Here is a 25,954-nt window from a genome sequence, read left to right on the forward strand (position 1 = left end):
TACAGAGATTCAAAAGTCTGTGGTTATGCACCGATGAGGGGTTGGGATAAGTGCTTTAAGCCTGTGGGTAAAACATGTGCTTATCCACAGGGGTGGTTATCTTCAGTTTTCAGGCCTACTTACCCACTGACCTGAGGGCCAGTTATACACAGAGCTTATTCAACGATTTATGCGGTTTTTGGCCAATAAACAGGCAGCCGAAAACCGCTGGAATGGCTAATCCATCAAGCGGTCGTACAATCGGTGAGTCATAAAAGTGATAAACGGTACAAGCCTGTCTCATCAGACGGGCTGGTTCAGCCACCCTGTGGGTGATGCCTGCAGTCTGTGGGTAACCCCGATTGCTGCCAAAAACACCTCATCGTGTGAGGTGACAATCAGAGTTCCCGAATACTGTTCAAGCATGTCCTGCAGGGCCAAAACCGAAGGCAGATCCAGGTGATTGGCCGGTTCATCGAGCAATAGCAGGTGCGGCGGTGAAGCGGCATAAAACACGCAAGCCATGGCGGCTTTCAGGCGCTCACCGCCACTCAGTCGATGGCATGGCTGGTTGACTCGATCGGCATTGAGACCCAATTGCGCCAGTCGGGTGCGTAATTCTCCTACATTGAGCTGCCGATTTTGGGACAGCAATTGCTCAAGTACGGACTGCTCAGGTTTTAACAGCCCCAGATCCTGGTCGAGATAAGCAGTGGTTACGAAGGTCCTGGCCTGGCCTGAAATGACTGACAGTTGACCGGCCAGTACCCTGAGCAGAGTCGACTTGCCGCATCCATTCGGCCCAATCAGGGCAATACGCTGGCCACGAGTCAGCGTGAGATTGATCGTGCGTAAATGCTCAGCCCCCTGGGGCAGACGAGCATCGATCAACTCAGCTATTTGCAACGGTGCGCTTTGGCAAGCATGGGGCGGATAAACAAAGATGGCCTGTTGTTCTTCTACCTGACTCGCAGCCTGGCGTACCAGGGCAGACAAATGTTCCCGTGCAGCGTCTTGTTGTACTCGCTGCTTGCCGCTACTGGCCTGGCTTCGCTCCTTTTGCCGGCCCAGCAAAATCTTAGCCTGATTGGCATCACTGGCCTGCTTGTGGCCGCGGGATTGGCTGCGCTCAAGGCGTTCTTTGTGTTCACGCATGGCGTGTTCCTGACGCTTGCGCTCAAGCTTGGCTGACGCCAGTTGTTGCTGCGCCGCTTGTAGTTGCTCGGCTTTTGCCTGTGCATAAAACGAAAAACCACCGCCATAACTGATGAGCCCTTGGGATGACAATTCAACAATGCGCTCCATGTGTTCCAACAAATCGCGGTCATGGCTGATCACGAGCAAACCGTTGGGCCAGTTCTGCAACTGCTCATGGAGCGCATCACGGTGCTGGCGATCAAGATGATTGGTGGGCTCATCCAGTATCAACAGGTCAGCTTGAGACAAGAAGGCCCCCATCAGGGCCACGCGCATGGCCTCGCCTCCGCTGAGGGCTGAGGTGGGGGTAGAAGGCGTCAAGTGTGCAAGGTTGTTCTGGGCCAACTGATCGAGTAATTGCTGACGGATACCCCAGCGTTCGCCGATGCAATCGAAGTCTGCTTGCTCAGTGCTGCCCTGCTCGATGTGCTCAAGGGCCCTGATGATGTGCTGTACGCCGGCAAGGTCTGCAACGGTGTGACCGGGGTCGGGGCTGACATACTGGGCCAGGTAATACACCGTGCCGTTTCGGGTGCAATGGCCTGTTGAAGGGAAGATATCCCCGGTGATCAGGCGTGCCAAAACGCTTTTACCTGCACCATTGCGCCCCACCAGAGCAGTACGTCGCTGGTCGAGATGCAGATCAAGGTCCGAGAAGAGAGCACTGCCATCGGGCAGGTGAAAAGAAACGCCTTTGAGCGTTACAGAGGTAACGAGAGTCATACGCACTCCAGAGATGCACAGATCTACCCCCTGTTGCAGGGGAATCAAGAACTGGCCGCAAACATCGCGGCGGCATCAATGACGCATTGGACTAACACCTCGTGTGAATGTGAGTAACTGTAGCAGTGTGACACGTTGTAGTCGCTGCCGAGGAACGAAGACTGCGAGCGGTTTGCAGGCTATCGCAGCCTTCGTTCCTCGGCAGCGACTACAGACGTGTGCTGTTACTTGCCGATGCAGAAGCTGGAGAAGATCCGTCCCAGCAGATCATCAGAGCTGAATGCGCCGGTAATCTCACCAAGGGAATGCTGCGCCTGACGCAAGTCCTCAGCCAGCAACTCCCCTGCGCCCGCCAGGGTCAGTTGCGCCCTGCCGTGCTCAAGTGCCCGGCTGGCGTGCTGCAACGCCTCCAGGTGCCGACGGCGTGCGCTGAAGCTGCTTTCAGACGTTTGCTCGTATCCCATGCAAGCCTTGAGGTGTTCACGCAGCAGGTCCAGCCCATCCGTTGATCTGGCGCTAAGGCTAATCGTCACGTGGCCATCGTCACATACCTGCAGGGCAATATTCTCGCCGCTCAGATCTGCCTTGTTACGGATCAAGGTCACTTTCGAAGGATCTGGACGCTGCTCAAGAAACTCTGGCCATAGCGCAAACGGGTCATCCGCTTCCGGAGCCGTGGCATCGACTACCAAGAGCACCCGATCGGCTTCGCCAATGGCCTTGAGTGCCCGTTGCACACCGATTTTTTCCACATGGTCATCTGTATCACGCAGACCCGCGGTGTCGACCACATGCAACGGCATGCCATCGATGTGGATATGTTCACGCAATACGTCCCGGGTGGTACCGGCAATTTCGGTCACGATGGCCGCTTCGCGTCCGGCCAGGGCATTGAGCAAACTCGACTTGCCGGCGTTTGGACGGCCCGCGATTACCACGGTCATGCCATCGCGCAGCAAAGCACCTTGCCCGGCCTCGCGTTGAACGGTGGATAACTCTTCGCGAACCTTATCCAGCATGCCAAGCACATGGCCATCGGCCAAAAAGTCGATTTCTTCTTCCGGGAAATCAATCGCCGCTTCGACATAGATACGCAAGCTGATCAATTGCTCAGTCAAGTTATGCACACGCTGTGAGAAAGCGCCTTGCAAGGAACGCAATGCGTTACGTGCAGCCTGTGCAGAACTTGCCTCGATCAGGTCGGCAATTGCCTCGGCTTGCGCCAGGTCGAGTTTGTCATTCAAAAATGCCCGCTCGCTGAACTCCCCCGGACGAGCCAGGCGGCAACCTAGCTGGATGCAGCGCTGGAGCAGCATATCGAGAACAATCGGGCCACCGTGGCCTTGAAGTTCCAGTACGTCTTCGCCGGTAAAGGAGTTGGGGCCGGGGAAATACAGCGCAATGCCCTCATCCAGCACTTCACGGTTTTCGCCGTAAAAAGGGCCGTAATGGGCGTAGCGCGGTTTCAGCTCACGTTCGCTGAACGCTTGCGCCGCAACACTGGCAAGCGGGCCGGAAATACGCACGATTCCCACACCACCTCGGCCTTGGGCGGTCGCTACTGCGGCAATGGTCTCAGCCGGAACACTCATAAAACAGGCCTCAAAACAAAAGTGACGGATAGCAAAACGCCCCACTAGGGGGCGTTTTGAGTGGTGCTCACCAGAGTAGGTTACTCGGCTGCTTTTTTGGTAGCAGCTTCAACTTTACGGGTGATGTACCACTGTTGAGCGATGGACAGGCAATTGTTCACAACCCAGTACAGCACCAGACCAGCAGGGAACCACAGGAAGAAGAAGGTGAAGATGATTGGCATCAGCTTCATTACCTTGGCCTGCATCGGGTCCGGCGGAGTCGGGTTCAGACGCTGCTGGATGAACATGGTTGCGCCCATGATGATCGGCAGAATGAAGAACGGGTCTTTGATCGACAGGTCGGTAATCCAGAGCATGAACGGCGCCTGGCGCATTTCAACACTTTCCAGAAGTACCCAGTACAAGGACAGGAAGACCGGCATCTGCACCAGAATCGGCAAGCAGCCGCCCAGTGGATTGATCTTCTCTTTCTTGTACAGCTCCATCATTGCTTGCGACATTTTCTGGCGATCATCACCGAACTGCTCTTTCAGAGCAGCCAGTTTTGGTGCCACGGCGCGCATGCGGGCCATCGACTTGTAGCTGGCGGCCGACAGAGGGAAGAAGATCCCTTTGATCAGCATGGTCAGGAAGATAATCGACCAGCCCCAGTTACCGACCAGGCTGTGGATATGTTGCAGCAGCCAGAAAATAGGCTGGGCAATGAACCACAGAATGCCGTAGTCGACAGTCAGTTCCAGACCTGGGGATAACTCTTTGAGTACACCCTGGCTTTTTGGACCGGCGTACAACGTAGCGCTGGTTTCAGCTGTTTTGCCCGGCTCAACGGTCAAGGTTGGGCCAGTAAAACCGATGATGTAGTTGCCCTGGTTGTCTTTGCGGGTCTGAACGACGTTGTTATCGCCTTTCTGTGGAATCCACGCCGTCACAAAGTAGTGTTGCAACCAGGCAACCCAGCCGCCTTGAACAGTTTCTTTCAGCTGAGCCTTGTCGATATCTTTCATCGACACTTTTTTGTACGGCTCCGAACTTGTCCACAGGGCAGCGCCCAGGTAAGTCGCAGTGCCGGTGGCGGTGCTGGAAGAAGGATCGGAGCTGGCGTCACGCTTCAATTGCGCGAACAGGTTGCCGTTCCACGGCTTGCCGCTCTCGTTATCAATCAAATAGCTGACTTGTACATCGTACAAACCACGCTTGAGCGTGAAACGCTTGATGTAGTTGATGCCGTTTTCGCTGAATTTCAGATCAACAACCAGTTGATCCTGGCCTGGGGCCAGTTCGAAATTCTTTTTCTCAGCGCTGAAAACAGGACGACCTGACGGACGGGCGTCCGGGCCATCAACGCCTGTCAGGCCACTTTGTGCCAGATAGGTGCGTTCGTTGCCGTTATCGAACAACTGGAAAGGAACATCCGGGTGATCCTGGCGACGTGGATAAAGCGGCAGACGCAGCTGGGCAATATCACCACCCTGTGGATCGATCGCGATGTCCAGAACATCCGTTTTTACGTGGATGAGGTCTTTGCTTGCAGCCACCGGAGTTTCAGTCGGTGTGCTGGTATCTGTATTGGCGCTGGGTACATCGGCACTGTTTGAAGCGTTGTTACCTGAAACCGTATCGGGCAAAGCCGGCGCGGTTGTGCTGCTGGCGGCAACATTCTGAGTCGGCAGGGCAGCTTGGCCGTAATCCTGGTTCCATTTCAGAACCATAACGTAGGACACGACTGCTAGAGCGACGATCAGGATCGTGCGTTTAATATCCATGATTACTCGGCCATCAAGAAGAACGGGAGGTAGGGATAGGCGGAACCGGGTCGTAACCACCGGGATTCCACGGGTGACAGCGACCTAAACGACGAAAGGTCAGCCAGCCGCCGCGCAGAAGGCCATGATTTTCGATGGCTTCCAACGCGTAGCAGGAACAACTGGGGTAGAAACGGCAGTGGCTGGCCATCAAAGGACTAATGGCATAGCGATAAAACTGGATCGGAACGAGCGCCAGTTTACGCATCAGGACTGCCTACCCCTACAGTTTCGGTTTTAACTGCTGGAACTGGCGTGTTACGGGCCAGACGCTTCCAGAGTTTGCCGAAATGCTGAATCAATTCGGGGTTCTCTACGTCACCCAAACCTTTGCGCGCGACGATAACGATATCCCAACCAACCAGTAAATCCTGGTGGAGACGAAACGATTCACGCATCAAACGCTTAAGGCGATTGCGCTCAACGGAGAGCTTTACGCTCTTTTTCCCGATCACTAACCCCAGGCGGGGGTGATCAAGATCGTTGCTACGCGCAAGGAGCAGGAGATTTTTCCCCGGAACCTTGCCGGTGGGGGAGTCAAAGACTGCCTTGAAGTGTCGGGGAGTGAGTAACCGCTTTTCCCGACTGAAGTCCTGACTCACCACCATTGTCTGATTATCAAACTGCCAGACGTGCACGGCCTTTGGCGCGGCGACGCGACAGGACTGCACGGCCGTTTTTAGTAGCCATGCGTGCACGGAAACCGTGAGTGCGGGCGCGTTTGATAGTGCTTGGTTGGAAAGTACGTTTCATGTCGTGCTACCTGGTTCGTCCACAACGGGCCGGAATGGCCCCCGTTTTAAGAGACCGGCGATTCTAGAGAAAGCAAGCCAATAGGTCAATTTCCAACCAGCGTTTACCGCTAAATAGATGTTTGCCCTTTCGCACCTGTCTTGCACCTGCCAACTATAGAAATAAAAAAACGAAGTATTTAAAGCTCTTTTATAAAGCTTATTAAACTTAGGGAAGCGATCTTCTGTGGATAACTAGCTTGAGGCCATATAAAACAAGGCGTACAGAAGATGACAACACTGTCGAGAAGCCGTGCTCCACCTGTGCTGCACCCTCGGATAAGCTGTGCATGAAAGGGGCTTTTATCCACAGGCGACTTATGCACAGACTTTCGACCCCACTTGTGCAACGAGCTTAGGCCCGCTTATCCACAGAGCTTATGCACATACCATTTGTCGCTTTGTTCACAGTAAAAAGCCGGATCTCTCCTTATATGCACGTCACCTACATGTGGATAAGTGGGGCCACGGTCGCTACAATGGCGCCTGTTTTTGCCTCACCGGCTTTCAACTTAGGGGATATCCGTGTCAGTGGAACTTTGGCAGCAGTGCGTGGAGCTTTTGCGCGATGAGCTGCCTGCCCAGCAATTCAACACCTGGATCCGTCCACTACAGGTCGAAGCCGAAGGCGACGAGTTGCGTGTGTATGCACCCAACCGATTCGTTCTCGACTGGGTCAACGAAAAATACCTGAGCCGTTTGCTTGAACTGTTGAACGAGCACAGCAATGGCATGGCGCCTGCGTTGTCCTTGTTAATAGGCAGCAAACGCAGCTCGGCGCCTCGTGCTGCCCCCAATGCGCCATTGGCTGCAGCGGCCTCTCAGGCCCCGGCGCCCAGCGCACCTGTTAACACCGCAGCGGCACCCGCTCCTGCACCCGCGCCAAAACAGTCCGGGCATGCCAGCGAAGAACCTTCGCGGGCCAGCTTCGACCCAATGGCCGGTGCCAGCTCGCAGCAAGCGCCAGTGCGCGCCGAACAGCGCACCGTCCAGGTCGAAGGTGCGCTCAAGCACACCAGCTACCTGAACCGCACCTTTACCTTCGAAAACTTCGTTGAGGGCAAGTCCAACCAACTGGCTCGCGCTGCGGCGTGGCAGGTGGCAGATAACCCCAAGCACGGTTACAACCCGCTCTTCCTTTATGGCGGCGTTGGTCTGGGTAAAACTCACTTGATGCACGCGGTGGGCAACCACCTGCTAAAGAAGAACCCGAATGCCAAGGTCGTGTACCTGCATTCCGAGCGTTTTGTAGCCGACATGGTTAAAGCCTTGCAGCTCAACGCCATCAACGAGTTCAAGCGCTTCTACCGTTCGGTAGACGCCTTGCTTATCGATGACATTCAATTCTTTGCGCGCAAGGAACGGTCCCAGGAAGAGTTCTTCCATACCTTCAACGCCCTGCTTGAAGGTGGTCAGCAAGTGATTCTGACCAGTGACCGTTACCCGAAAGAAATCGAAGGCCTTGAAGAGCGTCTCAAATCACGCTTTGGCTGGGGTTTGACGGTTGCCGTCGAGCCGCCAGAGCTTGAGACCCGTGTTGCGATCCTGATGAAGAAGGCCGATCAGGCCAAGGTCGATCTGCCTCACGATGCCGCCTTCTTTATTGCCCAGCGCATTCGCTCCAACGTGCGTGAACTCGAAGGCGCGCTCAAGCGTGTTATCGCTCACTCGCACTTTATGGGCCGCGACATCACCATCGAGCTGATCCGCGAATCCCTTAAAGACCTGCTGGCGCTGCAAGACAAACTCGTCTCTGTGGATAACATCCAGCGCACAGTGGCTGAGTACTACAAGATCAAAATTTCGGACTTGCTGTCCAAGCGCCGTTCGCGCTCGGTGGCGCGACCACGCCAGGTGGCGATGGCGTTGTCCAAAGAGCTGACCAACCACAGCCTGCCGGAGATTGGCGATGTGTTTGGCGGTCGCGATCACACCACGGTCTTGCACGCATGCCGCAAGATCAACGAACTCAAGGAATCCGACGCGGACATCCGCGAGGACTACAAGAACCTGCTGCGTACACTGACAACCTGATGACACCAGCGCAGCTTATTAAGGCAAGGGACTAGACCATGCATTTCACCATTCAACGCGAAGCCCTGTTGAAACCCCTGCAACTGGTCGCAGGCGTCGTTGAACGCCGCCAGACCTTGCCGGTATTGTCCAACGTGCTGTTGGTTGTCGAAGGCCAGCAACTGTCGCTGACCGGTACCGACCTTGAAGTCGAACTGGTTGGTCGAGTGCAACTTGAAGAGCCGGCCGAGCCAGGCGAAATCACCGTGCCTGCGCGCAAGCTGATGGATATCTGCAAAAGCCTGCCCAACGACGCACTGATCGACATCAAACTCGATGACAACAAGCTGGTAGTCAAGGCAGGCCGTAGCCGCTTTACCTTGTCCACCCTGCCTGCCAACGACTTCCCGACGGTTGAAGAAGGCCCGGGTTCGCTGACGTGCAGCTTGCAGCAGAGCAAATTGCGTCGTCTGATCGAGCGCACCAGCTTTGCCATGGCGCAGCAGGACGTTCGTTACTACCTCAATGGCATGCTGCTGGAAGTATCGGCAGGCATCATCCGTGCTGTGGCAACCGACGGTCACCGTCTGGCCATGTGCTCGATGAAAGCCGATATCGGTCAGCCAGACCGTCATCAAGTGATCGTTCCGCGCAAGGGTATTCTTGAGTTGGCGCGCTTGCTGACTGAGCCGGACGGCGAAGTGAGCATCGTTCTGGGCGCACACCACATCCGTGCCACCACCGGCGAGTTCACCTTCACGTCCAAGCTGGTTGATGGCAAGTTCCCGGACTACGAGCGTGTGCTGCCTAAAGGTGGTGACAAGGTCGTTATCGGTGACCGTCAGGCATTGCGCGAAGCATTCAGCCGTACCGCGATCCTGTCCAACGAGAAATACCGTGGCATCCGTCTGCAATTGGCCAATGGCCAGCTGAAAATCCAGGCGAACAACCCGGAGCAGGAAGAAGCGGAAGAAGAAGTGGGCGTTGAGTACAACGGCGGCTCACTGGAGATCGGCTTCAACGTGAGCTACCTGCTGGACGTGCTGGGGGTCATGACCACTGAACAAGTGCGTCTGATCCTGTCGGACTCCAACAGCAGCGCTCTGGTGCAAGAGTCGGACAACGACGACTCGGCCTACGTTGTTATGCCGATGCGCCTGTAACCATGCACAGCCCAAGCTAGATGTCCCTCAGTCGTGTCACAGTCACCGCGGTGCGTAACCTGCACCCGGTGACCTTCTCCCCCTCTCCCCGCATCAATATCCTGTACGGCGCCAACGGCAGCGGAAAAACCAGCGTGCTGGAAGCTATCCACTTGCTGGGGCTGGCGCGTTCGTTTCGCAGTGTGCGGCTCAATCCCGTGATCCAGCACGAGCAGCAGAGCTGTACGGTTTTTGGTCAGGTTGAACTGGCTGAAGGCGGGCACAGCGCGCTCGGTATCTCGCGGGACCGGCAAGGGGAGTTCCAGATCCGTATCGACGGCCAAAATGCGCGCAGTGCTGCGCAGCTGGCCGAGATCCTGCCGTTGCAATTGATTAACCCTGACAGCTTCCGCTTGCTGGAAGGTGCCCCAAAGATCCGCAGGCAGTTTCTCGATTGGGGGGTGTTCCATGTTGAGCCCCGCTTCATGTCGACCTGGCAGCGGCTACAGAAGGCCCTGCGGCAGCGGAACTCATGGCTGCGGCATGGTACACTCGACGCCGTTTCACAAGCGGCCTGGGACCGGGAACTTTGCCTGGCCAGTGCTGAAATTGATGAATACCGCCGCGCCTACATCAAAGCCTTGAAACCAGTCTTTGAGCAGACCTTGAGTGAGCTACTTGATCTCGAAGGGTTAACGCTGAGCTATTACCGTGGTTGGGACAAAGACCGTGAGCTGAGTGCTGTACTCGCCGCGTCTGTCCACCGGGACCAGCAAATGGGGCATACCCAGGCAGGGCCACAACGTGCTGATTTGCGTCTCAAGTTGGGTGCAAACAACGCAGCAGATATTTTGTCGCGGGGTCAGCAGAAGTTGGTGGTCTGCGCGCTGCGCATTGCTCAAGGGCATTTGGTCAGCCAAGCCCGGCGTGGCCAATGTATTTATCTAGTAGATGACTTGCCTTCCGAACTGGATGAGCAGCATCGCAACGCATTGTGTCGCTTGTTGGAAGACTTACGCTGCCAGGTATTCATTACCTGTGTAGACCACGAATTATTGAGGGAAGGCTGGCAGACGGAAACGCCAGTTGCCCTGTTCCACGTGGAACAGGGCTGTATCACCCAGACCCACGACCATCGGGAGTGAAGGCATTGAGCGAAGAAAACACGTACGACTCAACGAGCATTAAAGTGCTGAAAGGCCTTGATGCCGTACGCAAACGTCCCGGTATGTACATTGGTGATACTGACGATGGCAGCGGTCTGCACCACATGGTGTTCGAAGTAGTCGACAACTCCATCGACGAAGCGCTGGCTGGCCATTGCGACGACATCACCATTACGATCCACCCGGACGAGTCCATCACCGTGCGCGACAACGGCCGCGGGATTCCGGTGGACGTGCATAAAGAAGAAGGCGTTTCTGCAGCCGAGGTCATCATGACCGTACTGCACGCTGGCGGTAAGTTCGATGACAACTCCTACAAGGTATCCGGCGGATTGCACGGCGTAGGTGTTTCGGTGGTAAACGCCCTGTCCGAACTGCTGGTCCTGACTGTACGTCGCAGCGGCAAGATCTGGGAACAGACCTACGTCCACGGTGTTCCTCAGGCGCCTATGGCGATCGTTGGCGAGAGCGAAACCACCGGCACTCAGATCCACTTCAAACCGTCTGACCAGACTTTCAAGAATATCCACTTCAGCTGGGATGTCCTGGCCAAGCGTATTCGTGAGCTGTCCTTCCTGAACTCCGGTGTAGGTATCGTCCTCAAGGACGAGCGCAGCGGCAAGGAAGAGCTGTTCAAGTACGAAGGCGGCTTGCGTGCATTCGTTGACTACCTGAACACCAACAAGACCCCGGTCAACCAGGTGTTTCACTTCAATGTTCAACGTGAAGACGGTATCGGCGTAGAAATCGCCTTGCAGTGGAACGACAGCTTCAACGAGAACCTGTTGTGCTTCACCAACAACATTCCTCAGCGCGATGGCGGTACGCACCTGGTGGGCTTCCGCTCTGCCCTGACGCGTAACCTCAACACCTACATCGAAGCTGAAGGCCTGGCCAAAAAGCACAAAGTCGCCACTACCGGTGATGACGCCCGTGAAGGCCTGACTGCAATCATTTCGGTGAAAGTACCGGATCCGAAGTTCAGCTCCCAGACCAAAGACAAGCTGGTTTCTTCCGAAGTGAAGACCGCTGTTGAACAGGAAATGGGCAAGTTCTTCTCCGACTTCCTGCTGGAAAACCCGAACGAAGCCAAGCTGATTGTCGGCAAGATGATCGACGCCGCCCGTGCCCGTGAGGCCGCGCGTAAAGCCCGTGAGATGACTCGTCGTAAAGGCGCTCTGGACATCGCAGGCTTGCCGGGCAAACTGGCCGACTGCCAGGAAAAAGACCCGGCGCTGTCCGAACTGTATCTCGTGGAAGGTGACTCTGCTGGCGGTTCCGCCAAGCAGGGTCGCAACCGTCGTACCCAGGCCATCCTGCCGTTGAAGGGTAAAATCCTCAACGTCGAGAAAGCCCGCTTTGACAAGATGATCTCTTCGCAAGAAGTAGGCACCTTGATCACCGCCCTGGGCTGTGGCATTGGCCGCGATGAATACAACATCGAAAAACTGCGCTATCACAACATTATTATCATGACCGATGCTGACGTCGACGGTTCGCACATCCGTACCCTGCTGCTGACCTTCTTCTTCCGTCAGTTGCCGGAGCTGATTGAGCGTGGCTACATCTACATTGCTCAGCCGCCGTTGTACAAAGTGAAAAAAGGCAAGCAAGAGCAATACATCAAAGACGACGAGGCCATGGAAGAGTACATGACCCAGTCGGCCCTTGAAGACGCCAGCCTGCACTTGAACGAAGAAGCCCCGGGCATCTCGGGTGAGGCGCTGGAGCGTCTGGTGTACGACTTCCGCATGGTGATGAAGACCCTCAAGCGTTTGTCGCGCCTGTACCCGCAGGAGTTGACCGAGCACTTCATCTATCTGCCAGCCGTTACTCTGGAGCAGCTGGGCGACCACGCGGCCATGCAAGACTGGATGGCCAAGTTCGAAGAGCGTCTGCGTCTGGTTGAGAAGTCGGGCCTGGTTTACAAAGCCAGCCTGCGTGAAGACCGTGAGCGTAATGTCTGGTTGCCAGAGGTCGAACTGATCTCCCACGGCCACTCGACCTTCATCACCTTCAACCGCGACTTCTTCGGCAGCAACGACTACAAAACCGTTGTGACCCTGGGCGCTCAGCTGAGCACTCTGCTGGACGACGGTGCATACATCCAGCGTGGCGAACGTCGCAAGCAAGTGACCGAGTTCAAGGAAGCACTGGAATGGTTGATGGCAGAAAGCACCAAGCGCCATACCATCCAGCGCTACAAAGGTCTGGGCGAAATGAACCCGGATCAGCTCTGGGAAACCACGATGGACCCAAGCGTGCGCCGCATGCTGAAAGTCACCATTGAAGACGCGATCGGCGCCGATCAGATCTTCAACACCTTGATGGGCGACGCCGTAGAACCGCGCCGTGAGTTCATCGAGAACAACGCACTGGCAGTGTCCAACCTGGACTTCTGATGGTGTAGTGCAGTTAAAAAAGGCCAACGCTTAGCGTTGGCCTTTTTTTTGGTAAAAAATCACCTACGGCGCCAGCAAAACCCCCTGCTCTTCCTGGCACAGCTCCAGCAAAAAATCCCACACAACCCTCAGCCTTACGGACTTGTGCAGTTCACGGCGGGTGCTGATCCAGTAGCTGCGCTGGACCGACTCTTCGGGCAGTACGCGCACCAGTTCCGGGTCATGGCTGGCCATGTAGTTGGGCAGTACGGCGATGCCGAGCCCTGCTCTCGCCGCTTGCTGCTGGGCAATGACGCTGGTGCTGCGAAAGGTCACGGTCGGGGTACGGCAGAAGTTGTTGAGAAACAGCAGTTCCTGACTGAACAGCAAGTCGTCGACGTAGCCAATCCAGTAGTGATTGGCCAGGTCATCGCGGTTGTTCAAGGGCGGTGCCTTGTCGAGGTAAACGCGGCTGGCGTAGAGCGCCAGGCGGTAGTCGGTGAGTTTGCGAGTGATCAACAGGTCAGCGTTGGGGCGTTCCAGGTGGATGCTGATTTCAGCCTCGCGGTTGAGGATGCTGACAAAGCGCGGCACCGCCACCAGCTCCACTTCCAGCCCAGGGTAGCGTTCAAACAACCCGCGTAGTCGCGACGTGATGAACATGATCCCAATCCCTTCAGTGACCCCAAGCCGGATCTTGCCCATGGGAGCGATGGCCTGGGTGATTTCCTCTTGCGCCAGCAATGCGACGTTTTCCATGGCTTCAGCGTGTTTGAGCAATGCCTGGCCTGCGGGCGTCAGTTCGTAACCTTGTGCATGTTGCACGAACAGCGCAGCGCCGAGGTGCTGCTCGATGCTCTCGATATGCCGGGCGACAGTGCTGTGGGTTGTATTCAGGCGTTTGGCGGCGGCAAGCAAGCGACCACTGCGTTGCAGTTCCAGAAAGTATCGCAGGTCATTCCAGTCGAACATGTCAGCCCCCCAGCACGATTGATAATCAGCTGTGCAAAAACGCACAAGCCATGGGTGAAATCACGCGTTTCAAACTCGAAATTAATCAATAGGATGGTGTAGGACAAGAACAATAAAGGCGAGGTGATCAATGCCATCAGCCAGTAAGGTGTACGACTACATCATTGTGGGCGCCGGGCCTGCGGGTTCAGTGCTGGCGAATCGGCTGTCTGCCGATCCACGTCACAACGTGTTGCTGCTCGAAGCGGGTGGGCAAGATAACTACCCATGGATCCATATTCCCGTCGGTTACCTGTATTGCATCGGTAACCCGCGCACCGACTGGTGCTTCAAAACCGAAGCGCAGGTCGGCTTGCAAGGTCGCAGCCTGAGTTATCCGCGGGGCAAGGTGTTGGGCGGCAGCTCGTCGATCAACGGCATGATCTACATGCGCGGTCAGGCGGGCGATTACGACCGTTGGGCCGAGCAAGGCAATGCGGGCTGGTCCTGGAAAGACGTCCTGCCGCTATTCAAGCGCAGCGAAAAACACTTTGCCGGCAACTCCGACCTGCATGGCGCTGATGGCGAATGGCGGGTTGAACAGCAGCGCTATACCTGGCCGATTCTGGATGCCTTTCGCAACGCGGCCGCCGAAAGCGGAGTTGCCAGCGTCAGCGACTTCAACGGTGGTGACAACCAGGGCTGTGGATACTTTCAGGTCAACCAGCGATCCGGTGTGCGCTGGAATGCTTCCAAGGCTTTCTTGCGGCCAGTGCTCAAGCGTTCGAACCTGACCGTGTTGACCGATGTTCAGGTCGATAAAGTGCTGCTTGAAAATGGCCGTGCGACGCAGGTCAGTGCCCGCTGGCAAGGCGCTGAGCATGTTTTCTCGGCCGGTCGCGAGATCATCTTGTGTGCGGGTTCGATTGGCTCTCCCGGGATCTTGCAGCGCTCGGGTATTGGCCCCCGCCCCCTGCTGGAAAGCCTGGGGATAACTGTTCAACACGAATTGCCCGGTGTGGGTGGAAACCTGCAGGACCATCTGCAACTGCGCCTGATCTTCAAACTAACCAAGGCGCGCACCCTTAATCAGGTGGCCAACAGCCTGTGGGGCAAGATCGGCATGGGCCTGCGTTATGCCTACGACCGTAGCGGCCCATTGGCCATGGCACCCAGTCAGTTGGGTGCATTCGTAAAGTCCGATCCCGATCAACCCTCGGCCAACTTGCAGTACCACGTCCAGCCGTTGTCCCTTGAGCGTTTTGGCGAGCCGCTGCACACCTTTCCCGCGTTCACGGCGTCGGTGTGTAACTTGCGCCCAAAAAGCCGTGGTCGGGTCGATATCCGCTCTGCCAATCCGGATGACGCGCCGCTGATCGATCCCAATTACCTGAGCCATCCTGACGATTTGAAAGTCGCAGCGGATGCGATTCGCCTGACCCGGCGCATCGTGTCCAGTGCGGCCTTGCAGGCGTTTACGCCAGAGGAGTACTTGCCTGGCAAGGACCTGCAAACCGAGCAAGAGTTGTATGAAGCTGCCGCCCGCATCGGGACGACCATTTTTCACCCTGTGGGCACCTGCCGCATGGGCCAGGACGCCGAGGCAGTGGTCGATGACCAGTTGTGCGTTCATGGCGTACCGGGGTTGAGGGTGGCAGATGCTTCAATCATGCCTAGCATCGTGTCGGGTAATACCTGTTCACCGACCTTGATGATTGGCGAAAAAGCCGCGCAGTTGATCCTGCAGGCGTCACTTGACTCACTGGAGCACGCAACTGAGGTCAATCGCGCGGTAGCAACACCGGTCGCCTGAGCGGGATCGTGGTTTCGGGCGCAGTCATCCGGAACCGGCAGTGGACAAAAACAATAATCACTGTGGCCCAACAGGGCTGAGGACATTGAACATGTCAGACGCAATTGCAGAACAAGCAGCTCCCGCCAAGGGAACAACCGGTCGTGAAGAACGAAAGATCATTTTTGCGTCATCCCTCGGGACGGTTTTCGAGTGGTATGACTTTTTCTTGTATGGCGCTTTGGCAACCGTACTCAGCAAGCAGTTCTTTGCGGGTGTAAACGACACCACGGCGTTCATTTTTGCCTTGATGGCTTTTGCCGCAGGCTTTTTGGTCAGACCCTTTGGAGCACTGGTTTTTGGCCGATTGGGTGACATGATCGGGCGCAAATACACCTTCCTCATGACCATCATTCTGATGGGCCTTTCGACCTTTGCTGTCGGTCTGTTGCCGACTTACGCCAGTATCGGCATTGCGGCCCCGATCATGCTCGTGGTGTTGCGCATGCTTCAAGGGCTGGCGCTGGGGGGTGAGTATGGCGGTGCGGCCACCTATGTGGCAGAGCACGCAGCTCCCGGCAAACGCGGCTTTAACACCAGCTGGATTCAATCCACCGCGACCCTGGGCTTGTTGCTGTCGCTGGTGGTTGTATTGAGCTGCCGTTACCTGACCGGTGATCAGTTTGAAGTGTGGGGCTGGCGCCTGCCGTTCCTGCTGTCCATCGTGCTGCTTGGCATCTCGACCTGGATTCGCATGAGCATGCACGAATCGCCGGCTTTCGTGAAAATGAAAGCCGAAGGTAAAACCAGTAAATCGCCGATCCGCGAGTCGTTCGGTAAATGGGAAAACCTTAAAATTGTTCTGATTGCGCTGTTCGGCATCAACGCGGGCCAGGCGGTGACCTTCTATACCGCGCAGTTCTATGTGCTGTTCTTCCTCACGCAGATGCTCAGGATTGACCCGGCCCAGGCCAACATGTTGCTGATTATCAGCGTGATCATCGGTGCGCCGTTCTTTATCTTCTTTGGCTGGCTATCGGACAAGGTGGGGCGCAAGCCGATCCTGATGCTCGGCCTGTTGCTGGCCACCGTGTTGTACTTCCCGCTGTTCAAAGCATTGAGCCATTACGCCAACCCGCAGATTGATACTGCCAGCCGTCAGTCACCGATTGTGGTGATGGCTGATCCGGCCACCTGCACCTTCCAGTTTGACCCGGTGGGCAAGGCTCGCTTTGACAGCCCGTGCGACAAGGTCAAAACCTTTCTGGTGAAACAGGGCTTGCCGTACACCTCGCAGTCAGTTGCAGCAGGCACCGAGGTTCAGGTGTCCGTGGGCGAGAAGAAAATCAGCGGTTTCGACGAAGCCGCCATGCGTGCTGCAGTCACTGAAGCGGGCTACCCGGCCAAGGCTGACCCAAGCTCGGTCAATCAGCCGATGGTCGTGCTGATCATGGTATTGCTGACCCTCATCGCCACCATGACCTATGGCCCGCTGGCGGCGGTGATGGTCGAGCTGTTCCCGACCCGCATCCGTTACACCTCCATGTCCCTGCCCTACCACATTGGCAATGGCTGGTTTGGTGGGTTCCTGCCAACGGTATCGTTTGCGCTGGTGGTCTTCACCGGGGATATCTTCTATGGCCTGTGGTATCCGGTGGTGATTACCGGGGTCAGCCTGGTGGTGGGCATGATCTTCCTCAAGGAAACCAGGAACGTGAACATCGACAAGGTCTAGCCCATCTCGAGCAAGCCCGCTCCCACAGAATTGTTCGGTGGGAGCGGGGCTTGTCCGCGATTTCAACACGGCCGTCAGGCAGACTGTCAGACACAAAAAAACCGGCTGGAATAAGCCGGTTTTTTTATGTTCCAAGAAAAACTTATGCACGGTTTTCGGTAAAAAGTCTGAAATAGAAATAACTATTTAAATCATCGACTTACAGATGCTTTTTTAAAAATATCAAAATCTTGTGCACACCTTATCCACAATTTTACTGACCCACAGCGGCGGCGATGGGTGCAGCCACTGGAGGCAGTGAACCCATGTCACGCTGAGCCTGTTCATTCCAGGCTTGAACACGGTCGTTCAGCTCGGCAATCGCCCGTGGTCCAGTGCCGTTGGCGTACATCGGCTCACCAATGACCAGCTCGATCGTACCGGGCTTTTTAGCCCAGCCGGTCTTTGGCCAGTACTTGCCAGCATTGTGGGCAATTGGCAGTACCGGCAACTCGGCGTTGACCGCCAGGGCCGTACCGCCACGGGAAAACTTGCCCACCTGGCCAAACGGCACGCGGGTCCCTTCCGGGAAGATCAGCACCCAAATATTGTCCTTGAGCAGCTCATCACCTTTTTTGGCGATGTGCTTGAGCGCCGCCTTCGGGTTGTCACGGTCGATGGCAATCGGACGCAGCATCGCCATCGCCCAGCCAAAGAACGGTACATACAGCAGCTCACGCTTGAGAACCTGGCTCAACGGCTGAAAGTAAGCCGAGAGGAAGAACGTCTCCCAGGTACTTTGGTGGTTGGCCAGAATCACGCAAGGTCGTTGCGGGATGTTTTCAGCACCCGTCACGTTGACGTGAATGTTCAGAAACACTCGCGTCAGCCACAGCGCACAGCGGCACCAGTACACGTTGATAAACCGATAACGCGCACGGAACGGCAAAAAGGGGGCGACAAAAAAGCTCAGCGAGCACCACAGCAGAGAGCTGGTGCCCAGCAGCAGGTAAAAGAAGAAGGTTCTGATGGCCTGCAGGATCGACATAGCGACTTTTACCGTTGCGGATAGAGCACGACTGAACAACCCGATCCACCGTGTGATGGGGCGTGTTCAAACCTGCTCTATTTGTGGATAAGTTCTGCGGCAACTGCCGCCAGATCGTCAAATATTAGGGTATTAACCGGTAGAACTTTGGCCAAAGTTTGTAGGCCTTTTCCGGTTTTTACCAAAACGGGCTGAGAATCGACGGCTTGCGCAGCCTGCAAGTCACCCAAACTGTCACCGACAAACCAACATTGGGTCAAATCGGCGCCGTAATGCGCGGCAATCGTCTGGAGCATGCCTGGTTTGGGCTTGCGGCAAGCGCAGCCCTCATCAGGACCATGGGGGCAATAAACGATCAGCCCGACCTCGCCACCCTGCTGCGCCACCAACGCCCGTAAACGGGCGTGCATGGCGTCGAGTGTGGCGACATCGTAATAGCCGCGGGCAATGCCGGACTGGTTGGTCGCGATGGCGACGGTCCAGCCGGCTTTGCTCAACTGCGCAATGGCCTCGATCGCGCCGGGCAGTGGAATCCACTCCTCGACTGACTTGATGTAAGCGTCGGAGTCGACATTGATCACTCCGTCCCGATCGAGAATCAGCAGTTTCAACGGTAACCCCTCAGCCCAGCAGTGAAATATCGGCAACGCCCAGGAACAGGCCACGCAGACGTGCCAGCAATGCATAGCGGTTAGCTCGCACACTCGCATCTTCAGCGTTGATCATCACCGCTTCGAAGAACGCATCCACCGGCTCGCGCAGGGAGGCCAGACGGGTCAGCGCTTCGTTGTACTGACGGGCAGCAGCCATTGGCTGTACCGCTTCGTCAGCCTTCTGGATGGCCGAGAACAGCGAGAATTCACTGGCATTGTCGAAGTAGCGGGCTTCAACGTGAGTTGAAACCGTGCCTTCAACCTTGCTCAGCAGATTCGATACGCGCTTGTTCACGGCGGCCAGTGCAGCGGCTTCCGGCAATTGACGGAACGCCTGCACGGCTTGCACACGTTGATCGAAGTCCAGCGCCGATTTTGGATTGAGGGCACGTACCGACAGGTAAGTGGCAACGTCCACGCCTTCATCTTCATAGCGCGCACGCAGGCGGTCGAAGATGAATTCCAGGACCTGGTCAGCCAGACCGGCCGACTTGATCTTGGCACCGAACGCGCTGACAGCGAAGTTCACCGCTTCAGTCAGGTCGAGGTCGAGTTTCTTGTCGATCAGAATGCGCAGGATACCCAGCGCGGCACGACGCAGTGCGTACGGGTCTTTGCTGCCGGTTGGCAACATGCCGATGCCGAAAATCCCTACGAGGGTGTCCAGCTTGTCAGCGATGGCCACTGCAGCGCCGGTCAGGGTGCTTGGCAACTCGGCGCCAGCGCCACGGGGCATGTATTGCTCGTTCAACGCCAGGGCGACGTCTTCAGGCTCGCCGTCGTTCAGCGCGTAGTAGTAACCGGCAATGCCTTGCATTTCCGGGAACTCGCCGACCATTTCCGTGGCCAGGTCGCACTTGGACAGCAAACCGGCACGGGCTGCACGCGAAGCATCGCCGCCAATGCGCGGGGCAATGAATGCCGCCAGTTTGGACACGCGTTCGGCCTTGTCGTAAACGCTGCCCAGTTGAGCCTGGAACACTACGTTTTGCAGGCGCAGGTTGAAGCTTTCGAGTGTCTGCTTTTTGTCTTGCTTGAAGAAGAACTCGGCATCGGTCAGACGTGGGCGAACCACTTTCTCGTTACCCGAAATGATCTGCTTCGGATCTTTACTCTCAATGTTGGCCACGGTAATAAAGCGCGGCAGCAACTTGCCATCAACGTCCAGCAGGCAGAAATACTTCTGGTTGTCCTGCATGGTGGTGATCAGGGCTTCTTGCGGCACATCCAGGAAGCGCTCTTCAAACGAGCACACCAGTGGCACCGGCCATTCAACCAGCGCGGTGACTTCGTCGAGCAGGCTTGGCGGCACGATTGCAGTACCTTCCTGCATTGTCGCCAGCTCGGCTACACGCTTGGAAATCAGCTCACGACGCTCATTGAAGTCTGCCAGCACGTAGGCTTTGCGCAGGTCTTCGAGGTAGTTGGCCGGTGCTGTGATGGTCACGTTTTCCGGATGATGGAAACGGTGACCACGGGAATCGCGACCCGATTTTTGCGCCAGGATCGTACAGTCGATCACTTCATTGCCCAGCAGCATCACCAGCCATTGGGTTGGACGCACGAACTCGACCTTGCGGGCACCCCAGCGCATGCGCTTGGGTATAGGCAGGTCGTTGAGCGAATCTTCAACGATGGTCGGCAGCAGGGTGGCGGTCGGCTTGCCGACGATCACCTGGCTGAAACGCAGCTTTGGGCCGCTCTGATCGATTTCGCTCAGTTCAACGCCGCACTTCTTGGCGAAGCCAAGGGCTGCCTGGGTCGGGTTGCCTTCAGCGTCGAAGGCTGCCTGACGTGGCGGGCCATCGATATTGATGCTGCGGTCCGGTTGCTGGGTATCGAGCTGGGTCAGCAGCACGGCCAGGCGACGCGGCGCGGCGTAAACCTTTTTCGCGCTGAAGTTCAGACCTGCGCCTTGCAAACCTTTTTCAATCCCGGCGAGAAACGCATCAGCCAGGGTATTGAGGGCTTTTGGCGGCAGTTCTTCAGTGCCCAGTTCAACCAGAAAATCTTGAGCACTCATTGTGCAGCCTCCAACTTAGCCAACACTTCATCACGCAAATCAGGTGGAGCCATCGGGAAGCCCAGCTTGGCGCGAGCTTCGAGATAGGCCTGAGCCACCGCACGGGCCAGGGTACGCACACGCAGGATGTACTGCTGACGCGCGGTCACGGAAATGGCGCGACGGGCATCAAGCAGGTTGAAGGTGTGCGACGCCTTGAGCACCATTTCGTAGCTAGGCAACGGCAGCGGCTGGTCCAGTTCGATCAGGCGCTTGGCTTCGCTTTCATAGAAATCGAACAGCTCGAACAGCTTGTCGACGTTGGCGTGTTCGAAGTTGTAGGTCGATTGCTCGACTTCGTTCTGATGGAACACATCGCCGTAGGTCACTTTGCCGAACGGGCCGTCAGTCCATACCAGGTCGTAGACGGAATCTACGCCTTGCAGGTACATCGCCAGGCGCTCAAGGCCGTAGGTGATTTCGCCAGTTACCGGGTAGCACTCAATGCCGCCGACTTGCTGGAAGTAGGTGAACTGGGTGACTTCCATACCGTTAAGCCAGATTTCCCAGCCCAGACCCCAGGCGCCCAGTGTTGGCGATTCCCAGTTGTCTTCGACGAAACGGATGTCGTGTACCAGAGGGTCCAGGCCGATGTGTTTCAGCGAACCCAGGTACAGCTCCTGGAAGTTTGGCGGGTTTGGCTTCAAGACTACCTGGAACTGGTAGTAGTGCTGCAAACGGTTAGGGTTTTCGCCGTAGCGGCCGTCAGTCGGGCGACGACTGGGCTGCACATAAGCGGCGTTCCAGGTTTCCGGGCCCAGAGAGCGCAAAAACGTGGCGGTATGGAATGTGCCGGCGCCCACTTCCATATCGTAGGGCTGAAGCACCACACAACCTTGCTCGGCCCAGTATTGCTGGAGGGCGAGGATCAAGTCTTGGAAGGTACGCACTGCTGGCGTAGGCTGGCTCACAAATTCACCTGTTTCTTGGGCTGCGATTTAAAGAGCGGGAGTATACCCGATTCGGTCGCCCCTCCACCCCCTGGAGCCTATATGGCACGTTGCTTCTGGTGTTCAGACGATCCGCTGTACACCGCTTATCACGATCAAGAGTGGGGAGTGCCGTTGCGCGATGCGCATGGGCTGTTCGAGTTGTTATTGCTCGAAGGGTTCCAGGCGGGTTTGTCCTGGATCACGGTTTTAAAGAAGCGCGAGCATTATCGCAAGGTGATGTTCTGCTTCGATGTGCAACGTTTGGCGATCATGAGCGACGCCGAAATAGAAGCGTTGCTGCAAGATCCCGGGATCATCCGCAACCGGCTCAAGGTGGCTGGAGCACGGCGCAATGCCCTGGCCTGGCTGGCGCTGGACAACCCCGTCGAGTTTTTATGGTCGTTCGTGGGCGGCAAGCCGAAGATCAACCACTTCACCGAACGCCATGAATTCCCGGCCGTGACACCTGAGGCCGAAGCCATGAGCAAAGGCCTGAAAAAAGCCGGATTCACGTTCGTCGGCCCGACCATTTGCTACGCCTTTATACTGGCGTAGTCAATTCGTATGTTGAGATCAACGCTTGGCATGGTCAGGGTGACGGTGGCAATCGGTGGTGTGGTCATTAAGCATGCCTACGGCTTGAAGATACGAATAGCATATCGTTGGGCCAACGAATTTAAAGCCTTTCTTTTTCAGTTCCTTGCTCATTTTCAGAGAAAGTTCGTTTTGCGTAGGAATATCAGAATGTTTTTCGTAGTTATTTATGACTGGTTTACCGTCAACGAATGACCAAAAATATTCAACTGGATTATCCAGCGCAAGCCATGCTTTCGCATTCTCTCGAACTGCATTAAATTTTGCTCTATTACGAATTAATGAAGCATCTTGCATAAGTTCATCAATTTTCGAATCTGGCATTAAAGACAGTTTTTCAGCATCAAAATTATAAAGTGCTTGGCGAAAGTTTTCTCGGCGTTTCAAGACTAATATCCAAGAAAGCCCAGCTTGAAAACCTTCTAACAGAAGTTTTTCAAAAAGATGGCGGGCGTCATAGGAGGGAACGCCCCATTCTTCATCATGGTATTTTTGATAAAGCGGGTCATTTGAACACCATGAGCATCGTTTTATCTCGTTCATAAAAATGCCCTCTGAAAAAGGACATTATACGGATTTGGATGAACGGGTTCAAAAAAGATTAATTAAGATTCAAACTATAATCTGGCAGTCCACTAACTGAATAATCTGAAATATCAGTAACACTTGTAAATTCATACCTAACATCATCTTTATCGCTTTTGTCGTATCTCCATTGCTTATCTTTGCATGCGGAATTTTCTATGTCGAAATGATAAGCATGTCGAATGATTACACTGTCAGACTCTTCTCTAAAACTCTTATTTATACATGCCCATATCGTGTCGTCCCATTTTTGTTTTGCCTCTTTTCTTGCAATAGCATCGTTTCTTATAGCTTGAACTTGTTCTTGCCGAGTGGAATTATGGCTTGAAAATGCTTTGGGATTAGCATATAGAACAAACACACAAAGACAAAAAATTATAAAAAATAAATCACATATCTTGCAGTAACCCATGTAGAAACTCTTTTGTTATATGAATATATTACTATTGGAAAAAAAGAAAGCACCTCACAAAGGATTTTTGATTTCAGCAATTCACCAAACAGTGCAAAACGCGGATTTGCTTTTACATCGCAGTCGTTATAGATTAAGCCTATACGCCAATCTAAAAGGAAATCAGCATGGAAGAAAAAATTATTGAAATTCACAGCCTATCGGCTTTGACTGATTGGTATTTCGACAATATAACTGGTGATAGTTTGGCCGATTATGAGCCAGCCATTTGTTTGGCTCTTATTTCAACCATGGATAATAAGCATGGATTGATTGAAAAAAAAGCTGTCCCAGTTAAAGCCAGTGAATTAGCAAATTTGAAGGTCGGAGAGACTTTTACCGAAAGTCATGATGAACTTATAGCACTTGAAGCATTGAAGGTGCGCTTTGAATAGCCAGCGGCCAGCTATACCTAAAAAACTTGCTGCAAAAATTGTTGCTGCTCAAAAAAAGATTATCAATGAGCGGGATTCGCTCTTTCATTGCGAGATTAGACTGGCGCAGGATAGAGCAAGGGTGGCCGAGTTTGAAAAAAATCCAGTCGATTTTGCCAGGAAATACTATGGCAAAAATCCGGTAGACAGCTATCCAGTTCAGACCAACATTTCACGTTGCAGGGAATCCATAGAGTATAGAGAGGAACGGATTCCAAAATATATGGGTGAGATAGAACGATTAATAACTAATCTCATCAGTCTTGAATCAGAAATTTTGGAACAGGTTCAAAGCTCTCGCCCATCGGCTGGCAGGATACTTTGGCCTGTCGAGATTGATGCTATCGAGATCCACAAGGATAAATTTCTCAAAGCTCGCGCCATCGAGCATGAGGAATGGAAAACCCAGGCTGAACAGCAACGGATTGAAGATGAAGCTTTTGAACAGGAGATGGAAAAAGAGGAAGCTGAAAGGCAGAGATTAGAGAATGAGCAATTTGAGAAAGAAATTGCAGAGTCCTATGCTCAGATGACTGATGAAGAAAGAAGAAAAACCAAGGAGCAAAATCAGAAAATTGTCCAACTGCTGAAAGAAGGGAAAATTACAGCTATGGATATTATTGAGCATTTGAAGAAAAGAAATTGACTGAATGATGCGGGTAGAGATTAAAAATTATCCTTACCTGCTTTTGATTCTGATTTTGATTTTGATTTAAAAATAGGCACATTTTTTTTCACACACATATGGTAAACAGGACAAAAAGTTCGCGCAAAAAAAGCCTTAAATAAGGCCGTTTTTCTTCATTTCATAATACTTTGTTTTTCCAACTCCTAACGCTTTCCATGGTTGTAATTTTGATTCACCTGTTTGCTTTTTCATACCCTTCTCACGTCTTAAAACCTCTTTTTTCTCTCTATCTCTACGTCTTTTTTCATCATCTGAAATGATGGTTTTTAGGTGTTGCTGTTCTTCTTCTGTGATGTTGAAAACGCTGATTAAATGAGAGTTTTTTGGAGTGTAAAGCGGAATGTAGTCATTATGTTTTATCGCATTTACTGACATTTCAAGATTGTATTGCCTTACTCTATTTTCAAGAGTGCTTAAATTAGTAAAGCGCCAGTTTTTATCCTTGAAAACTTTTTGGCCGATTTTTTCAGCTTGTTCTTGAAATTCGACATAGTTCATTCTTCCAGTCACGCACATAAAATTGCAAATCCAGAACGTGAATTTAATGCGTTCACCTTCTACATCGCCGCGCATTTCGATCAATTTCAAAAGGTCTTCATAGCGTGCTTTTGCAAGGCTTCTTGTGTTTTTCGCTATGAAATTCTTGCTTGGTTTTTGCTTTTCTTCATTAGCCACCGGCAAAGTCATTGCCTTTTTGATAACAGGTTGGACCTCTTTCAAAACCCTTTCTTTTTTCTCCTTCTTTATACCAATGACTTTATCAATGTCTTCTTGTTCGGTGTGGGGTTCAAGAACTTGAAGCAGATAGTCAAAGCTGTGATTTTCATGCACTTCTAAAAGTTCAGCCCTATTTCCTGTTTTGAGGTTTATCGTTCCGCATAGGCGGAGTAAACGAGCAACATCAAGCGCAGCGGTATCAGAACCAAAATCATCAAATAATCTATTTATCACTCGCTGGGCGATTTTCCACTTTTGCACATTTAAAGGCGTTCTGTATTTGCCTTTATGATTTTTCTTTGATAACTGAAATACTGGCTGTTTTTCTTTGAAAATCCATTTTAGATAGTAGCCGTTGCCAGAATACATGATTGTTGGAAAAGGCAAATTGTTAAGATGACAAACATCTTTTACATCGGGCGGCCGCGAAAACTGAGTGCAACACCTGACCTTTCCGGTACGGTGCTGCCCCTATGTCCTATTCCGAACTCAGCGTTGAAGAGCGCGCGATCATTCAGCTCAGTCAAGCTCAAGGCTTCACCCT

General features: G+C 54.0%; 23 protein-coding genes. 9 read left to right on the forward strand and 14 right to left on the reverse strand.

Features of this window, described 5'->3' with window-relative positions; all coding sequences use genetic code 11:
* Window positions 1-282: 282 nt before the first annotated feature.
* The 6 genes from AC19YQ_RS15750 to rpmH form a co-directional block, all read right to left on the reverse strand.
* Window positions 283-1,899, reverse strand: coding sequence for an ABC-F family ATP-binding cassette domain-containing protein (locus AC19YQ_RS15750; protein ID WP_500595468.1), 1,617 nt, complete (start codon window positions 1,897-1,899; stop codon window positions 283-285).
* Between the two features lie 224 nt (window positions 1,900-2,123).
* Entirely contained in the window at window positions 2,124-3,491 is a 1,368-nt protein-coding gene (gene mnmE / locus AC19YQ_RS15755) for a tRNA uridine-5-carboxymethylaminomethyl(34) synthesis GTPase MnmE (RefSeq protein ID WP_133074942.1), read from the reverse strand.
* 80 nt (window positions 3,492-3,571) lie between these two features.
* Window positions 3,572-5,257, reverse strand: a complete 1,686-nt coding sequence (yidC, locus tag AC19YQ_RS15760) for a membrane protein insertase YidC (protein WP_219261976.1) — start codon at window positions 5,255-5,257, stop codon at window positions 3,572-3,574.
* A gap of 13 nt (window positions 5,258-5,270) precedes the next feature.
* Window positions 5,271-5,504, reverse strand: a complete 234-nt coding sequence (yidD, locus tag AC19YQ_RS15765) for a membrane protein insertion efficiency factor YidD (RefSeq protein WP_019828647.1) — start codon at window positions 5,502-5,504, stop codon at window positions 5,271-5,273.
* The gene (rnpA, locus tag AC19YQ_RS15770) at window positions 5,497-5,898 is read right to left on the reverse strand and encodes a ribonuclease P protein component (protein WP_019828646.1); all 402 of its coding nucleotides are present in this window, start codon (window positions 5,896-5,898) and stop codon (window positions 5,497-5,499) included. Before rnpA ends, yidD begins: the two co-directional genes overlap by 8 nt.
* A 16-nt stretch (window positions 5,899-5,914) precedes the next feature.
* Window positions 5,915-6,049, reverse strand: a complete 135-nt coding sequence (gene rpmH / locus AC19YQ_RS15775) for a 50S ribosomal protein L34 (protein WP_003213577.1) — start codon at window positions 6,047-6,049, stop codon at window positions 5,915-5,917.
* Window positions 6,050-6,612: 563 nt separating this feature from the next.
* Here rpmH and dnaA point away from each other — a divergent pair.
* From dnaA to gyrB, 4 genes are read left to right on the forward strand one after another with little or no spacing between them, the layout of a single operon-like run.
* On the forward strand, window positions 6,613-8,121 hold the full coding sequence (gene dnaA / locus AC19YQ_RS15780; protein WP_133074944.1) for a chromosomal replication initiator protein DnaA: 1,509 nt from the start codon (window positions 6,613-6,615) through the stop codon (window positions 8,119-8,121).
* A 38-nt stretch (window positions 8,122-8,159) separates the two neighbouring features.
* Entirely contained in the window at window positions 8,160-9,263 is a 1,104-nt protein-coding gene (gene dnaN / locus AC19YQ_RS15785; protein WP_133074945.1) for a DNA polymerase III subunit beta, read from the forward strand.
* A gap of 20 nt (window positions 9,264-9,283) precedes the next feature.
* On the forward strand, window positions 9,284-10,387 hold the full coding sequence (recF, locus tag AC19YQ_RS15790) for a DNA replication/repair protein RecF (protein ID WP_019828642.1): 1,104 nt from the start codon (window positions 9,284-9,286) through the stop codon (window positions 10,385-10,387).
* Window positions 10,388-10,392: 5 nt separating this feature from the next.
* Window positions 10,393-12,810 carry a DNA topoisomerase (ATP-hydrolyzing) subunit B gene (gyrB, locus tag AC19YQ_RS15795; RefSeq protein ID WP_326398914.1) on the forward strand — a complete coding sequence of 806 codons (2,418 nt, stop codon included), beginning with the start codon at window positions 10,393-10,395 and terminating at the stop codon, window positions 12,808-12,810.
* A 63-nt stretch (window positions 12,811-12,873) separates the two neighbouring features.
* Here gyrB and AC19YQ_RS15800 read toward each other — a convergent pair whose 3' ends face one another.
* Entirely contained in the window at window positions 12,874-13,761 is an 888-nt protein-coding gene (locus AC19YQ_RS15800; protein ID WP_219261978.1) for a LysR family transcriptional regulator, read from the reverse strand.
* Window positions 13,762-13,891: 130 nt separating this feature from the next.
* Here AC19YQ_RS15800 and AC19YQ_RS15805 point away from each other — a divergent pair, with 130 nt between their 5' ends.
* Window positions 13,892-15,553 (forward strand): GMC family oxidoreductase, encoded by a 1,662-nt coding sequence (locus AC19YQ_RS15805; protein WP_326398911.1) that lies wholly within the window; start codon window positions 13,892-13,894, stop codon window positions 15,551-15,553.
* Window positions 15,554-15,644: 91 nt separating this feature from the next.
* Window positions 15,645-17,267: an MFS transporter gene (locus AC19YQ_RS15810; RefSeq protein WP_133074950.1), complete on the forward strand. Its 1,623-nt coding sequence runs from the start codon at window positions 15,645-15,647 to the stop codon at window positions 17,265-17,267.
* 253 nt (window positions 17,268-17,520) lie between these two features.
* On the opposite strand, the gene AC19YQ_RS15815 is transcribed toward AC19YQ_RS15810, so the two are convergent.
* From AC19YQ_RS15815 to glyQ, 4 genes are all read right to left on the reverse strand, one after another.
* Window positions 17,521-18,294: a lysophospholipid acyltransferase family protein gene (locus tag AC19YQ_RS15815; RefSeq protein ID WP_019828637.1), complete on the reverse strand. Its 774-nt coding sequence runs from the start codon at window positions 18,292-18,294 to the stop codon at window positions 17,521-17,523.
* Window positions 18,295-18,371: 77 nt separating this feature from the next.
* Window positions 18,372-18,905 (reverse strand): D-glycero-beta-D-manno-heptose 1,7-bisphosphate 7-phosphatase, encoded by a 534-nt coding sequence (gmhB, locus tag AC19YQ_RS15820; protein WP_133074952.1) that lies wholly within the window; start codon window positions 18,903-18,905, stop codon window positions 18,372-18,374.
* Between the two features lie 10 nt (window positions 18,906-18,915).
* Entirely contained in the window at window positions 18,916-20,970 is a 2,055-nt protein-coding gene (glyS, locus tag AC19YQ_RS15825; RefSeq protein WP_500595469.1) for a glycine--tRNA ligase subunit beta, read from the reverse strand.
* Window positions 20,967-21,920, reverse strand: coding sequence for a glycine--tRNA ligase subunit alpha (gene glyQ / locus AC19YQ_RS15830; protein ID WP_019828634.1), 954 nt, complete (start codon window positions 21,918-21,920; stop codon window positions 20,967-20,969). Before glyQ ends, glyS begins: the two co-directional genes overlap by 4 nt.
* Before the next feature lie 81 nt (window positions 21,921-22,001).
* Between glyQ and AC19YQ_RS15835 the strand changes: the two genes are divergently transcribed.
* Window positions 22,002-22,496, forward strand: coding sequence for a DNA-3-methyladenine glycosylase I (locus AC19YQ_RS15835; protein ID WP_500595470.1), 495 nt, complete (start codon window positions 22,002-22,004; stop codon window positions 22,494-22,496).
* Between the two features lie 18 nt (window positions 22,497-22,514).
* Here the strand turns inward: AC19YQ_RS15835 and AC19YQ_RS15840 are convergent, their stop codons facing one another.
* A complete protein-coding gene (locus tag AC19YQ_RS15840) occupies window positions 22,515-23,069 on the reverse strand; it encodes a DNA-3-methyladenine glycosylase I (RefSeq protein WP_500595475.1) in 555 nt (184 codons plus the stop codon).
* A gap of 67 nt (window positions 23,070-23,136) precedes the next feature.
* On the reverse strand, window positions 23,137-23,532 hold the full coding sequence (locus tag AC19YQ_RS15845; protein WP_500595471.1) for a hypothetical protein: 396 nt from the start codon (window positions 23,530-23,532) through the stop codon (window positions 23,137-23,139).
* A gap of 167 nt (window positions 23,533-23,699) precedes the next feature.
* Between AC19YQ_RS15845 and AC19YQ_RS15850 the strand changes: the two genes are divergently transcribed.
* Both AC19YQ_RS15850 and AC19YQ_RS15855 read left to right on the forward strand, forming a co-directional pair.
* Window positions 23,700-23,966: a hypothetical protein gene (locus tag AC19YQ_RS15850; RefSeq protein WP_500595472.1), complete on the forward strand. Its 267-nt coding sequence runs from the start codon at window positions 23,700-23,702 to the stop codon at window positions 23,964-23,966.
* Window positions 23,959-24,651: a hypothetical protein gene (locus tag AC19YQ_RS15855; protein ID WP_500595473.1), complete on the forward strand. Its 693-nt coding sequence runs from the start codon at window positions 23,959-23,961 to the stop codon at window positions 24,649-24,651. The genes AC19YQ_RS15850 and AC19YQ_RS15855 overlap by 8 nt, the downstream gene beginning before the upstream one ends.
* Window positions 24,652-24,786: 135 nt before the next feature.
* Here the strand turns inward: AC19YQ_RS15855 and AC19YQ_RS15860 are convergent, their stop codons facing one another.
* Window positions 24,787-25,779 carry a hypothetical protein gene (locus AC19YQ_RS15860; protein ID WP_500595474.1) on the reverse strand — a complete coding sequence of 331 codons (993 nt, stop codon included), beginning with the start codon at window positions 25,777-25,779 and terminating at the stop codon, window positions 24,787-24,789.
* Window positions 25,780-25,954: the final 175 nt, after the last annotated feature.

Source organism: Pseudomonas sp. MF06569, assembly GCF_059862735.1.